The sequence below is a fragment of the Chryseobacterium gotjawalense genome (assembly GCF_030012525.1).
GTDB classification, from domain to species: domain Bacteria; phylum Bacteroidota; class Bacteroidia; order Flavobacteriales; family Weeksellaceae; genus Kaistella; species Kaistella gotjawalense.
Window position 1 is genome coordinate 2079694 of record NZ_CP124855.1, and the last position, 13845, is coordinate 2093538.

Consider the following 13845-nt stretch of genomic DNA (forward strand, 5'->3'; position numbering starts at 1 on the left):
TGCTATATTTTATTTATGAAAAAGTATTTGATTATTACACTTGCATTCTTTGCATTATCTGCCTGCAACAAACAACAGGATTTAGCATTGAAAAGTGCAGATAAAGATTATATCCTGAAGGTAGCCAACGAAAAATTCGAAAAGAAAAAGTGGAAAGACGCTTTGGCTTTGTACGAAAGGCTTTCGAATCTGGTAGCAGGAACGGATGACGCACCAAACGTCGTTTATAATTCTGCGTATGCCAACTATTACGATAAGAACTACAAGCTGGCCGGACACCAGTTCAAAAACTTTTCGGTAACATTCCCGCAAGACAAGCGCGCAGAAGATGCGGCTTACATGTCGGCATTATGTTATTATGAAGGAAGTATGGATTATAACTTAGACCAAACGAGCACGGATTTAGCAATTAATGAAATGCAGAATTTTCTAAATAACTATCCGAATTCTGACCGATCCAAAAATATCAATCAATTAATTGATGAGTTAACCTACAAATTAGAGTTCAAGGCTTACGAAAACGCGAAGCAATATTATAAAATGGCTGATTACAAAGCCGCGAGTACCGCTTTTGAAAATGTATTGGATGATTTCCCGAGTACGAAACTGCGTGCTAAAATCTACGATTACATGTTGAAATCGAAATATGAATTAGCCGTTAATTCAATTTACAGCTTAAAGAAAGACCGTATTGAAAGTGCATTGGCGTTTACCAAACAAATCGAAAGAGAGGTACCGGGAACCGATAATGCAAAGACTGCTGCAGATCTTCGAAACAAATTATTAAAAGAAAAAGAAACATTTGCTGAACTTGAGAAAAAAGTAGAAGCACGAAATAAGGAACTCAAAGATAAACAACGAGCAGAGGAAGCAAAAATCAACGCGGAGAAAGACCTGCGTGAGGCAGCAAAGGAAGCTGAACAAACGAAAAGAGACAGCGCTGCTTTGGCAACTCCTGCTCCTGCGGCCACTTTCAAAATCAAAAAGTAATCCGTATATTTGCAAACTCCAATTATAACAACTAACTGAAAATGAGCGTAAAAGATTCTAAAGCCGAATTAAGTACAATAACTTACGATAGAGATAAAATCGAAGAAAACGTAGGTTCTATCTACGAAGCAATCGTAGTGATGGGTAAAAGAGCAGAGCAGATCAATGCAGAAATTCGCTCTGAACTCCATAATAAACTAGATGAATTTGCAGTGCATAATTCAACTCTTGAAGAGGTTTTTGAAAATAAAGAACAAATCGAGATTTCTAAACATTACGAAAAACTTCCAAAACCAACTTCTATTGCAATTCAAGAATGGTTGGATGACGAAATCTACTACAGAAAAACCGAAGAAAGAAACTAATTATTTATTTCTTTAATTATTTTAAAAGTCACAGAACATCTTGTTTTTGTGGCTTTTATATTTAATATAGTCAATGGATTCAATTTAGTTCATAAAAATTTAAGTAAATTCGTTCAACTTTTAAAATTCTAATTAATGAAACTTCAAGGTAAGAAAATCCTCATCTGTATTTCCGGCGGAATTGCCGCATACAAAATCAATTACCTCATCAGAGATTTCATCAGAAAAGGCGCGGAAGTTCAGGTTTTGATGACGCCGTCTGCCGAACAGTTTGTATCGAAACTTACGCTTTCTACTCTTTCTAAAAATCCGGTTTACAGCAATTTTTATTCTGAAAACGGTACCTGGAACAATCATGTGGAATTAGCGCTCTGGGCAGAGGTTATTATAATCGCTCCCTGCACTGCAAATACTTTATCAAAGATGGTTCACGGCCTGTGCGACAATTTAGTTTTAGCAACTTATATGTCGGCGAAATGTCCGGTTTTTATCGCGCCGGCGATGGACTTAGATATGTATCAGCATCCTTCCACGAAGCAGAATTTAGCGTTGGCTGAAGATTTCGGTCATCATATTATTCCAGCAGAAGACGGCGAATTGGCCAGTGGGCTTTCCGGACAAGGAAGAATGGCTGAGCCGGAAACCATCGCTCAGATTATTGAAGAATTCTTTGATTCAAATAAAAAATTTGCAGGCAAAACGGTTCTCATTACGGCTGGACCGACGTACGAAGCCATTGATCCCGTTCGGTTTATAGGAAATCATTCTTCCGGAAAAATGGGTTTTTCATTGGCTGAGGAAGCTGCCAACCGCGGAGCAAAAGTAATTCTGATCTCCGGACCGAGTTCTGAGAAAACAAATCACCAGGATATAGAAGTTCACCGCGTAACTTCTGCAAAAGAAATGTTTGCTAAAGTATTTGAATATTACGAAAATGCCGATATCGCCATTGCAAGCGCGGCTGTAGCAGATTATGCACCGAAAGAAATCGCTCAGGAAAAAATCAAAAAAAATGATGATTCCTTAACGATTGAACTGGTGAAAAATCCGGACATTCTGAAAACAATGGGCGAAAGGAAAACCAAACAATTCCTGGTAGGTTTCGCACTGGAAACCCAAAATGAAGAAGAAAACGCCAAAGGAAAACTCCACAAAAAAAACCTGGACATGATTATTTTGAATTCACTTCGCGATGAAGGTGCTGGTTTCAAAGGGAGAACCAATAAAATTAAAATCATCACAGAATCGTCGCTGACAGAATTTCCTTTAAAATCAAAAGAGGAAGTGGCCAGGGATATTTTAAATTTTGTGGAAGACCAGATGTTGAAATAATATCCTTAAATTTCCGTTTTCAAACTTTAATTTAATAATGAAGAAACTTTCTACGATATTCATCATTCTGCTTTCCTTTAACTTAAGTTTTTCTCAGGAACTTTTGGCAAATGTGCAAGTCAACACCCAGCAGGTAAGCGGAAGCAATATGCAGGTTTATAAAACTTTAGAGAAAAATTTACGGGATTTCATCAACAATACAAGTTGGACAGGAAAGAAATTACAGAACTTCGAAAAGATCAAATGTAATTTCGCCATCGTTATCAATGAAAAAACCGGCAGCAATAATTTCAAAGCAAGTATTGTGGTACAGGCGGTTCGTCCGGTTTTCAACACGACTTATGAAACGCCGCTTCTGAATGTAAACGATACCAACTTTAATTTTGATTATACCGAAAACGAAAACCTTGTTTTCAACGAAAGACAGTTCTCCGGCAAGAATTTGATTGATGTGATCAGTTTTTATGTTTACACTATTTTAGGTTACGATGCCGACAGTTTTAAAGTAAGAGGCGGACAACAGTGGTTTGAAAAAGCACAAAAGATTTCGAACAATGCGCAGAACCAAAAATTCGCCGGTTGGTCTTTGATGGAAGGCACAAGAACGCGGGCGGCTTTGATCGACAACATGTTGAAACCGGATCAGAATACGCTGCGAACCGTTTATTACACCTATCACCGTGCCGGTTTAGACAATCTCGGAAAGCAGGATCAGTCGTCCGGTAAAAAAATTATTGCAGACGCGCTGATGCAGCTGAAAGCCTACGAAAATAATTTTCAGATGAATTATCCTGTGAATATTTTTATTGATACCAAAAAACAGGAAATTTTTGATATTTTTAATAACGGAAATAATACCAACGTCAATATGGCAGATTTAAAAGCACTTTTCAGCACATTATCTCCCAAAGACATTGACAGTAAATGGAATAAGTGGAAATAGTTCCCAGTTTCATTTCACCTTAATTTAAAAGCAAACGTCAGGATTTCATTGTTAAAAATCTGCCAGGACCGCGATTTTAGGCATTTGCAATTTGCTTTTTGTATTTCATAATCTCTTTTAAAGTCTTAAATTTACAGTTCGAAGTTTGATATAAAACTTCCTAATTGATTTTTCAAAATATGCTTTCAAGAATATTCATTCAAAATTTCGCCCTTATTGATTCACTTGAAATCACTTTAAACAAAGGTTTACAGGTAATTACAGGCGAAACCGGTGCAGGAAAATCGATTATTCTGGGCGCGTTGCGTTTGATTTTGGGCGAAAGAGCCGATGTGAAATCGATCCAAAGTACTGAAGCCAAAAGTGTTGTTGAAGCCGAATTCATCATTAATGAAAATTTCAAAAATTTCTTTGAAGAAAATGATCTTGATTTTGAAATCAACACCGTTATCCGAAGAGAAATTTTGCCGACCGGAAAATCACGGGCGTTTATAAATGACGTTCCTGTTACTTTGGAAATACTGAAAAAACTTTCTGAAAAACTGATTGACATTCATTCTCAATTTGAAACTTCTAATCTTTTTGATGAAGAATATCAGTTCCGAATGATTGATGGACTTTCGAAAAACAAAACATTACTTTTAAAATATCAAAAAGAATTTACCGCCTATAAAAAACTGCTGCGGGACTTAGAAAACTTCAAAAAACAACTTTCAGAAGGCAATAAAGAAAGCGATTACAAAGGTTTTTTATTAGAAGAACTGTTAGAAGTTAATCTGGACGAATTCGATCTGGAAGATGTTCAGAACCAGTTAAGCAAACAAGAAAATGCAGAAACCATTATCGAAAATCTTTCGATGATTTTTAATAAAATCGATGCGGAAGAAATCGGCGTTCTTGATTCTCTGCTTGACGTTAAAATGAGATTATCGAAAGTTGCTTCTTTATCGCACGAATATTCCCAACTTAATCAAAGGTTTGAAGAAACTTTTGTAGAGTTCAAAGACTTGCTTTTCGACCTTCAGAATGAGGCCGAGAAAATGGAAACCAATCCGGAAACGCTCGAGCATTTGAGTTCGCAGCTCAGTCGGATTAATTCTTTATTCCTGAAACATAAGGTAAATTCTGTAGAAGAATTAAAGCAAATTCGCGATCAGATTCAAAATGAACAGAGCGGTTTCGCAGATTTAGAATTTCTCATCAGCCAAACTGAGAAGGAAATAGAACTTACGGCGGAACATTTAGAAAAATCTTCTGCGGAATTATCACAGAACCGAAAAAAAGCAATTCCAAATTTCATTAATAAAACCGAGAAATTACTGCACCAATTAGGTTTGGAAAAAGCCAAAATAGAAGTGCAGTTAACCGATCTTGAAAACTTCACTTCATTCGGGAAAGAAGGTATTCAACTGTTATTTCAGGCGAATTCGGGTTTCCCTTTAAAGCCAATTCAAACTGCAATTTCCGGTGGCGAACGTTCCCGGGTTATGCTTTCCATTAAAAAACTCATGGCTGAAAATTCTGAACTTCCGACTTTAATTCTGGATGAAATCGACACCGGAGTTTCCGGAAAAGTCGCGGAAGAAATCGGAAATGTGATGAAAGAAATGTCGGAGAATATGCAGTTGATCGTCATCAGTCATCTTGCACAGGTCGCTGCCAAAGGAAACAACAATTACAAAGTCATCAAACGGGAAATTTCCGGTAAAACCCAAACGACGATTATTTCATTGAATCACGACGAGAAATTACAGGAAATCGCACAATTGCTTTCCGGCAGTAAAATTACCGATGCCGCAATTTCGCAGGCAAAAGAGTTGATGAAATAAAAACTTTAAAGCAATGGATTTTCTTTATGCCGGAGTTTTACTGTTTTTCGCGATCTATCTTCTTTTATTTTTATAAAAATAAAAAGAAAGACGGTTAAAGAAACTTCCAAGTTTAAAGTACCAAGTCCTGATGATTTAGGTGAACTTTTCCAATTGTACTTAACCCTAACGATTCTTGCTGGTTTCATAATTTATTTTATTTTTCGCTAATTTATCTGTAACATTTTGCTTATTTTTAGACTCATCCTAAAAAGTAAGACTATGTACTGGAGACTTCTACAACTTGAATTCAAAAATTTTATACGGAATCCACAATTCGGTGCCAATCTCGCAATGAAGATTCTGATGTTTTTCGGAATGGCCTATTTCAGTGCGATATTCGCAGCATTGCCTTTTATACTTTATTTCTTTGCCAAGGAAAAATTACATGCAGATCCAATTCTTCTCTTCAGCAAATACTTTATTTATTATTGGGCGTTTGATTTATTAATCAGGTATTTCATGCAGCAAATGCCGACGCAGAACATTAAACCTTTTCTCACTTTAGGAATTACCAAGAAAAAACTGGTAAATTATACCCTGTTGAAAATCCTTTTTAATTTCTTCAACTGGGGAAATCTTTTATTTCTTCTTCCGTTTGCCGGCCTACTGATTTTCGATGGCGGTTACTCTGTAATTCATGTCATTCTGTTCACCATCGGGATTTTTGCAATTTTCTACTTTAATAATTTTCTCAATATTTTATTGAATGGAAAAGATATCGTGGTGATTTCAGTTTTTGGATTGATGGCCGTCTCCGGAGCTTTAGAATACTATAAGATCATTGAACTTTCCCAATATTCTCAGAAAATATTTTATAGTTTTTATCAGTATCCGGGCGCTTTTCTGATCCCCGTGATGCTGGCAGCAGCAGTCGCTTATCTCGCTTATCAGGAAATTTACAAAAACTTTTATCTGGACAAAGGGCTTGAATTAAAAGTCGCCGAAGGAAAAACCGAAAACATCGCTTTTCTTAACCGTTATGGCGTAATGGGAACCTTCATTAATAATGATATTCGTTTATTGAAGAGAAGCAAAGCCGCAAAATCTGCTGTAATAATGAGCATCTTCTTTTTATTTTACGGGTTATTGACCTTTTCAAAAGGTTACGAAAACAGTTTCATGCAGTTATTTACCGGAATCTTTGTCACCGGTGGATTTATGCTCATGTTCGGTCAGCGCGTTCCAAGTTGGGACAGTTCTTATTATCCGCTGATGATGACGCAAAACGTTCCTTACAAACAGTATTTAAAAGCAAAATGGGCTTTGATCGTCATGGCAATTTTCATTTCCATTATATTGTCTTCGGCTTATCTTTTTATCAGCTGGGAATTTTATCTCACCGTTCTTGCAGCAGGATTGTATAATCTGGGAGTGAATTCCTACATCACTTTATTGGCGGGAGCTTTTAATAAAAAACCAATCGACCTTAATTCTAAAGCGAAATCTTTCGGCGCAGGCGGCAATAATTTCAACATGAAAATTATGCTGCTCCTGCTTCCACAGATGATTTTACCAATGGGCGTTTTTGCTGTTGCCAAATATTTCTTCGGAATTTATCCGGCGGTTGGGAGTTTGGCCATTTTGGGAATTATCGGTTTTATTTTGAGAGACAAAGTCTTCGATATTATTGTTAAAGTTTACAAAACCGAGAAATATTCAACGCTCGAAGCTTTTAAAAAAGTTTAAATTCTACTAATTATTAATATTCATACCATGATTTCAATTCAAAATATATCTAAAGTTTACGGCAACAAAAAAGTTCTTCACATCGAAAACCTCAAAATTCCGAAAGGCGAAAGTTTCGGTTTGGTCGGTAATAACGGTGCCGGGAAAACAACGCTTTTCAGTCTTCTACTCGATTTAATTCAGCCTACGACAGGTTTTATAGAAATCGACGGCCATAAAGTCAACGAAAATGAAAACTGGAAAAAGAAAGTTTCTGCTTTTATTGACGACACTTTTTTGATCGGTTATTTAACTCCCGAAGAATATTTTTATTTTCTGGGCGAACTTCGCGGACAAAACAAAGCCAGCGTTGATGAATTTCTAAAACAGTTTTCGGATTTTTTCAATGGTGAAATTTTAAATGCTAAAAAATACGTGCGGGATCTCTCGAAAGGAAACCAGAAAAAAGTCGGAATTGTCGGCGCTTTGATCGGCACGCCGGAAATCATTGTTCTCGACGAACCTTTTGCCAATCTGGATCCTTCCACTCAAATTAAACTTAAAAAATTAATCAAAGACTGGTCGCAGAAAGAACAGGTAACCTTTTTAATTTCCAGCCACGATTTAGCGCATACGACAGAAGTCAGCAACAGAATCGTTTTATTAGACAAAGGTCAGATGGTCAAAGATATTATCACGGCGCCAGAAACTTTGCAGGAATTGGAAGATTTCTTCACCAGTTCGGTGGAAGTTTTTATCTAAATTAGGCAAAAGCTGCCTAAACCGTCTGTTCCGGAAGATTTTCAGGACGAGATTATAAATTTTGATTTTAATGCGCTGGTAATTTTAGGCCAACATCCAGATTCGTATCGGATGGTGATCAATCGCTATGTTTTAAAAGATGATCGCATCAGCGTTTTCGTCAGGCGGGATTTCAGTAATTATTTCAAAGACCGATATATCAAAAACGAAAAAGCTTTAATCATTGGTTTGGGGATTGGCTTATAAAATTTCATTGACATTCCAAAACAACAAAGAATTCCGAGCGATTTGCCCGGAATTTTTTATTTTAAAATTGATATGGAAAATTGGTTATTATTATTTGCGTGGGAATAAATTCCCACGCTGTGAAATCGGTCGTTCCTCCGGAACTCTCTTCACATTTTAAAATGTTAAAAGAAACTTTAACTAATCTTTTCGATGTCATATCTATTATCTATCCATCTATTATCTCTTCGTCTATTTTAAACCATATCTTCCGGTTTCACCCATTCATCAAACTGTTCAGAAGTTAGAAGTCCTAAATTGATTGCTTCTTCCTTCAAAGTTGTTCCGTTTTTGTGAGCGGTTTTTGCAATTTTTGCGGCGTTTTCATAACCGATATGCGTATTCAAAGCGGTGACCAACATTAATGATTTGTCTACCAATTCTTTAATTCTCGGTTCATTCGGTTCAATTCCGACAGCACAGTGATCGTTGAAAGAAATACAGGCATCGCCCAACAATTGCGCAGATTGCAGAAAATTATACGCCATTACCGGTTTGAAAACGTTGAGTTCAAAATTCCCCTGCGTTCCGGCAAAAGAAATCGTGGTATCATTTCCTAAAACCTGCGCGCAAACCATGGTTATTGCTTCATTCTGCGTCGGATTTACTTTCCCCGGCATAATCGATGAACCCGGTTCATTTTCAGGAATATGAATTTCGCCAATCCCACTTCTCGGCCCCGAAGCGAGAAAACGAATATCCTGCGCAATCTTATAAAGCGCTACCGCAAGCTGTTTCAGCGCGCCGTGACTTTCAACAATCGCGTCGTGAGCCGCTAAAGCTTCAAATTTATTCGGAGCCGTCTCAAACGAAAGTCCGGTAAATTCTGAAATATATTTCGCGACCAAAACATCATATCCTTTTGGTGTGTTCAATCCCGTTCCGACCGCAGTTCCGCCCAAAGCAATTTCCTGCAGATGTTCGAACGTATTGGTAATCGCTTTCATCGCATAATCTAGCTGCGCCACATAACCGGAAAATTCCTGACCAAGAGTCAATGGAGTTGCATCCATCAAATGCGTTCTGCCGATTTTTACAATGTTTTTGAAATTCTCTGCTTTTTCGTGCAAAGTATTTCTCAGCTTTTCAACTGCCGGCAAAGTATGTTCCACCACTTTCTTATACGCTGCAACGTGCATCGCTGTGGGGAAAGTATCGTTTGAACTTTGAGATTTATTCACGTCATCGTTGGGATGAATTTCAGATTTCTCACCTAAAGTTCCGCCATTATTCACTTGAGCTTTATTTGAAATCACCTCATTAACATTCATGTTCGACTGCGTTCCAGAGCCGGTTTGCCAAATCACCAGCGGAAACTGCCCGTTTAGTTTACCTTCTAGAATTTCATCACAAACCTTCGCAATCATATCTCTTTTTTCAATAGAAAGTACGCCCAATTCAGCATTCGTGTAAGCGGCAGCTTTTTTAAGATACGCAAATGCTTCGATAATTTCATGCGGCATCGAAGCTTCCGGACCGATTTTAAAATTATTTCTGGAACGCTCGGTTTGCGCGCCCCAAAATTTATCTGCAGGCACCTGCACATCGCCCATCGTGTCTTTTTCTGTTCTGTAATTCATTGTTTTATTTTTTTAGGAGCAACAGTATTTTCTCTGTTTTTCAAGTTCAGTCCCGCTTTCCACTATATCTTTTATTCCACTGCGTTTCATAAAAGGATGCCGTTGCAATCGGGGCTATTTACTCAATTTCGTTTTTTCTTCCAAAGGTTTGAAAATCCGGCTCTTTAAAATTAAACAATTATAAATCATCCAACGATTTATAACCATTTTAAATATCAATCAAAAGGACAGATTAAATTTATTAAAAGGTAATATTCTACATTTGAATAAAAACCGGTACATCAATTTTGAATTTACATAGATTTTATTTTGAATTTACATAAATTATAACTATAGTAAACAAGAAGTTACATCTTTAACTATAAATCTATTTTCAATTTACATAAGTTTTATTTTGAATCTACATAAAATTGTTCCTCCAGGAAATAATCTCAATGTTGTTTTTCTTCATCGAGTTTTCGCCTCCATAAATCAACCATTTCTCATCGATCTTCAAAGGAAAAGTTTTCGAAAAATAATGCAGTCCCGAAAATAACTTATCACTAATCGTTTTGGTGGATTTTATTTCTGCAATTTTTAAATTGCCTTTTCCCTCACTTATCAAATCGACCTCGTGCCCATTACTGTCTCTCCAAAACCAAAAATTCTGCAGCGAATAATGGTGTGCATTTTCTTTTTGCAGATCTGCAATGATGAAATTTTCAAAAATATTTCCCATCATTCTGTTTTCCGTGAATTTATCGGCATCTGGAATGTTCAGAAGATAACACAATAATCCCGTGTCATAAAAATACAATTTCGGACTTTTGATAATTCTTTTATTGAAGTTTTCATAATACGGTTCCAGCAAAAAAATAACAAAACTGCCTTCCAAGATTGAAAGCCAGGATTTTGCCGTTGGTTGAGAAATCCCACAGTCTTTTGCCAAAGCACTCAAGTTCAAAATTTGTCCTGCTCTTCCAGCACAAAGCCGTAGAAATCTCCGAAAAGTCATTAAATCCCGAATATTCAAAAGCTCGCTCAAATCTCTTTGAATATAGGTTTCAATATAATTTTGATAAAAAATATCAGAAGGAATTTCGCGGTCGAAAAGGGCTGGATAAAACCCTTTGGTAATTAAAGTTTCAAAATGGGTTGGCAACAGATCCGCCGCAGAAAGCTCCTGATTATCAAAGGGGAAAAGTTTAAACATCGCTACTCTTCCCGCCAGACTTTGGGTAATATTCTGCAAAAGATGAAAATTCTGAGAGCCCGACAGAATATATTGTCCTTGAATTTTGTCGTTATCAACTTTGGTTTGTAAAAAAGAAAAAAGTTTCGGCGTGCGCTGCACTTCATCAAAAATTATTTTATCTGAATATTTTTCCAGAAAAGAATTAGGGTCTGCTTCCGCAATCGTTCGAATGTCAGGATTCTCAAGAGAAATATATTGATATTCAGGAAAAGCAGATTTCAAAAGAGTGGTTTTTCCCGACTGTCTGGGCCCATTCACGGCAATTATAGGAAACAATTGAATGTATTTTCTTATCGTGTCTTCTAATGTTCTTTTTACAATCATAGCCTCATTACTTACCTACAAAGATAATCTTAATTTTGAATTTACATAACTTTTATTTTGAATTTACATAATATTAACAACTGATTAATAGCATATTATAATTCTTGCCTATCTTTATACTTTGAATTTACATAGATTTTATTTTGAATAATAAATCAAAAAGTATTGCCCTAATAATAATCCTGAACATCCGGTTTCGTGACAAGTCTAAAATTCCTTAATTTTACACTTCAAAAAAAATCAAAAAAAATGGAATTCCACTACCAAGAACCTTATCCGATCTTAAAAGACGATACCCAATATAAAAAACTCACCTCTGAATATGTAACCGTGGAACAGCTCGGCGGCAGAGAAATTTTAAATATCGATCCAAAAGGATTAGAACTTCTTGCAGAAAACGCTTTGGCAGACGTTTCTTTTATGTTGCGTTCTGCACATTTACAAAAACTAAGAAACATTATTGAAGATCCTGAAGCAACCGACAACGACCGTTTTGTGGCCTACAATCTTTTACAGAATGCTGCAGTTGCGATTGAAGGAGCACTGCCTTCCTGCCAGGACACAGGAACCGCAATCTGTGTGGCGAAAAAAGGTGAAAACGTTTACACCGGAGCTGATGACGCGGAATGGATTTCAAAAGGAATTTACAATACCTATCAGGAAAAAAACCTAAGATATTCCCAAATAGTTCCTTTAACAATGTTCGAGGAAAAGAATTCGGGCTCTAATCTTCCCGCTCAAATCGACATTTATGCCGAAACTGGAAACGAATACAAGTTTTTATTTTTAGCAAAAGGCGGTGGCTCAGCAAATAAAACTTTTCTTTATCAGAAAACGAAATCTTTGCTCAATGAAAATTCTTTGGACACTTTTGTCCGCGAAAGAATTATGGATCTGGGAACCGCGGCTTGCCCACCATACCATTTGGCTTTGGTGATTGGCGGAACTTCAGCAGAAGCAAATTTAGCAGCAGTGAAAAAAGCGAGTGCCGGATATTACGATCATCTTCCGACTGAAGGTAATATGGGCGGACAGGCATTCCGTGACTTGGAATGGGAGAAAAGAGTTCAGAAAATCTGCCAGGAAAGTTCCATCGGAGCACAGTTTGGCGGAAAATACTTAACCCACGATGTTCGGGTGATCCGACTTCCCCGTCACGCAGCTTCCTGTCCGGTTGGAATGGGCGTTTCCTGTTCTGCCGACAGAAATATCAAAGGAAAAATCACCAAAGACGGAATCTTCCTGGAACAGCTGGAAACCAACCCAAAACGATTTTTACCGGAAACAGCACCGCACCTGGAAGCAGCAGTAAATATCGATCTAAACCAGCTAATGCCGGACATCTTAGCGGAACTATCAAAATATCCAATTAAAACGCGACTAAGTCTCAACGGGACTTTAATCGTCGCCCGGGATATTGCTCACGCAAAAATCAAAGAATTGTTAGACAGCGGAAAATCGATGCCTGACTATTTCAAAAACCACCCGATTTATTACGCAGGTCCGGCAAAAACCCCAACCGGAATGGCCTCCGGAAGTTTTGGCCCTACCACCGCCGGGAGAATGGATGTTTATGTAGACGAATTCCAATCTCATGGAGGAAGCATGATTATGCTCGCCAAAGGAAACCGAAGTAAAGAGGTTACCAACGCCTGTCACAAATATGGCGGATTCTATCTGGGATCGATTGGCGGACCGGCAGCAATCTTAGCAAAAGAAAATATCACCTCCGTAGAAATTGTTGATTTTGAAGAACTTGGAATGGAAGCTGTGCGGAAAATTGAAATTAAGAATTTCCCGGCGTTCATTATTTCGGATGACAAAGGAAATGACTTCTTCGAATCAATCGCCCATTAAGTAAATTTATTATCAATTAAAATAACAAAAATCAGGAGCAAATTTTTTGTCCACATCAAAATTTATCCTATTTTTGCCTAAAATCTATTACAATGATCCTGTTATCATCATTTTGGCCTTTCTACCAGTTCCTTTGGACCATATATTTCGTTTGTATGTTCTTGATCGGATTCTGGTGTATTTTTATGTTTTTCGGATATATCATTCCACTTTGGCTTACTGTCGGATTGGCAGAATATTTTGGAAAAACAAAACCTTTTGATCCAGAAGAAGTAAGAAGAAAAATCATGACCGAGCAGGAAGGAGTAGAACTTCTTTACAGCAACCCAAAAGGACGTGGTCCATTTCTTCACACCGACGGTCATCACTAGTTGATGTCATTGCTTTCCCACATTAATCCCGGGAAAAGCGATCACAAAGCAAAATCATATATAACAATCAGTTTCTATTTTTAGGAACTGATTTTTTTGTGCGGTTCCACTCTCTCAGAGAGCTGTGAATTGACTTGTCGAAGGACGCGGTGTTTTTTTAGGAGCTACAAAATTCCGTTGTTTTACAAAACCCCACCCGTTTTCCGCTGTATCTTTTACTCCACTTCGTTCCGTAAAAGGATGCCGCTGCAACCGGGGCTACAATA

The 13845-nt window shown here is 37.3% G+C and carries 12 protein-coding genes; 9 read left to right on the forward strand and 3 right to left on the reverse strand.

Features of this window, described 5'->3' with window-relative positions; genetic code table 11:
- Positions 1-15: 15 nt before the first annotated feature.
- From bamD to QGN23_RS09500, 5 genes are all read left to right on the forward strand, one after another.
- Positions 16-990 carry an outer membrane protein assembly factor BamD gene (bamD, locus tag QGN23_RS09480; RefSeq protein ID WP_282904080.1) on the forward strand — a complete coding sequence of 325 codons (975 nt, stop codon included), beginning with the start codon at positions 16-18 and terminating at the stop codon, positions 988-990.
- Positions 991-1031: 41 nt separating this feature from the next.
- Positions 1032-1355 (forward strand): DNA-directed RNA polymerase subunit omega, encoded by a 324-nt coding sequence (locus QGN23_RS09485; RefSeq protein ID WP_193811389.1) that lies wholly within the window; start codon positions 1032-1034, stop codon positions 1353-1355.
- 135 nt (positions 1356-1490) lie between these two features.
- Complete coding sequence (coaBC, locus tag QGN23_RS09490; RefSeq protein ID WP_282904081.1) at positions 1491-2687, forward strand: bifunctional phosphopantothenoylcysteine decarboxylase/phosphopantothenate--cysteine ligase CoaBC; 1197 nt, start codon at positions 1491-1493, stop codon at positions 2685-2687.
- Between the two features lie 37 nt (positions 2688-2724).
- Complete coding sequence (porD, locus tag QGN23_RS09495) at positions 2725-3630, forward strand: type IX secretion system protein PorD (RefSeq protein WP_282904082.1); 906 nt, start codon at positions 2725-2727, stop codon at positions 3628-3630.
- 179 nt (positions 3631-3809) lie between these two features.
- On the forward strand, positions 3810-5459 hold the full coding sequence (locus QGN23_RS09500; protein ID WP_282904083.1) for a DNA repair protein RecN: 1650 nt from the start codon (positions 3810-3812) through the stop codon (positions 5457-5459).
- 5 nt (positions 5460-5464) lie between these two features.
- Here the strand turns inward: QGN23_RS09500 and QGN23_RS09505 are convergent, their stop codons facing one another.
- Entirely contained in the window at positions 5465-5647 is a 183-nt protein-coding gene (locus tag QGN23_RS09505; RefSeq protein ID WP_282904084.1) for a hypothetical protein, read from the reverse strand.
- Positions 5648-5720: 73 nt separating this feature from the next.
- Between QGN23_RS09505 and QGN23_RS09510 the strand changes: the two genes are divergently transcribed.
- Together QGN23_RS09510 and QGN23_RS09515 are read left to right on the forward strand one after the other, a co-directional pair.
- On the forward strand, positions 5721-7187 hold the full coding sequence (locus tag QGN23_RS09510; RefSeq protein ID WP_282904085.1) for a DUF5687 family protein: 1467 nt from the start codon (positions 5721-5723) through the stop codon (positions 7185-7187).
- Positions 7188-7214: 27 nt separating this feature from the next.
- On the forward strand, positions 7215-7928 hold the full coding sequence (locus QGN23_RS09515) for an ABC transporter ATP-binding protein (protein WP_282904086.1): 714 nt from the start codon (positions 7215-7217) through the stop codon (positions 7926-7928).
- A 482-nt stretch (positions 7929-8410) separates the two neighbouring features.
- On the opposite strand, the gene fumC is transcribed toward QGN23_RS09515, so the two are convergent.
- Both fumC and QGN23_RS09525 read right to left on the reverse strand, forming a co-directional pair.
- Positions 8411-9793: a class II fumarate hydratase gene (fumC, locus tag QGN23_RS09520; protein ID WP_282904087.1), complete on the reverse strand. Its 1383-nt coding sequence runs from the start codon at positions 9791-9793 to the stop codon at positions 8411-8413.
- Between the two features lie 400 nt (positions 9794-10193).
- On the reverse strand, positions 10194-11351 hold the full coding sequence (locus QGN23_RS09525) for an ATP-binding protein (protein WP_282904088.1): 1158 nt from the start codon (positions 11349-11351) through the stop codon (positions 10194-10196).
- Positions 11352-11600: 249 nt separating this feature from the next.
- Here QGN23_RS09525 and QGN23_RS09530 point away from each other — a divergent pair, with 249 nt between their 5' ends.
- Positions 11601-13208, forward strand: a complete 1608-nt coding sequence (locus tag QGN23_RS09530) for a fumarate hydratase (RefSeq protein ID WP_282904089.1) — start codon at positions 11601-11603, stop codon at positions 13206-13208.
- A gap of 92 nt (positions 13209-13300) precedes the next feature.
- Entirely contained in the window at positions 13301-13579 is a 279-nt protein-coding gene (locus QGN23_RS09535; RefSeq protein ID WP_133439335.1) for a hypothetical protein, read from the forward strand.
- The last annotated feature ends 266 nt before the right edge of the window (positions 13580-13845 follow it).

Coding starts and splice junctions, on each gene's coding strand:
- bamD (WP_282904080.1), top strand. CDS start 16: ATGAAAAAGTATTTGATTATTACACTTGCATTCTTTGCATTATCTGCC.
- QGN23_RS09485 (WP_193811389.1), top strand. CDS start 1,032: ATGAGCGTAAAAGATTCTAAAGCCGAATTAAGTACAATAACTTACGAT.
- coaBC (WP_282904081.1), top strand. CDS start 1,491: ATGAAACTTCAAGGTAAGAAAATCCTCATCTGTATTTCCGGCGGAATT.
- porD (WP_282904082.1), top strand. CDS start 2,725: ATGAAGAAACTTTCTACGATATTCATCATTCTGCTTTCCTTTAACTTA.
- QGN23_RS09500 (WP_282904083.1), top strand. CDS start 3,810: ATGCTTTCAAGAATATTCATTCAAAATTTCGCCCTTATTGATTCACTT.
- QGN23_RS09505 (WP_282904084.1), bottom strand. CDS start 5,647: ATGAAACCAGCAAGAATCGTTAGGGTTAAGTACAATTGGAAAAGTTCA.
- QGN23_RS09510 (WP_282904085.1), top strand. CDS start 5,721: ATGTACTGGAGACTTCTACAACTTGAATTCAAAAATTTTATACGGAAT.
- QGN23_RS09515 (WP_282904086.1), top strand. CDS start 7,215: ATGATTTCAATTCAAAATATATCTAAAGTTTACGGCAACAAAAAAGTT.
- fumC (WP_282904087.1), bottom strand. CDS start 9,793: ATGAATTACAGAACAGAAAAAGACACGATGGGCGATGTGCAGGTGCCT.
- QGN23_RS09525 (WP_282904088.1), bottom strand. CDS start 11,351: ATGATTGTAAAAAGAACATTAGAAGACACGATAAGAAAATACATTCAA.
- QGN23_RS09530 (WP_282904089.1), top strand. CDS start 11,601: ATGGAATTCCACTACCAAGAACCTTATCCGATCTTAAAAGACGATACC.
- QGN23_RS09535 (WP_133439335.1), top strand. CDS start 13,301: ATGATCCTGTTATCATCATTTTGGCCTTTCTACCAGTTCCTTTGGACC.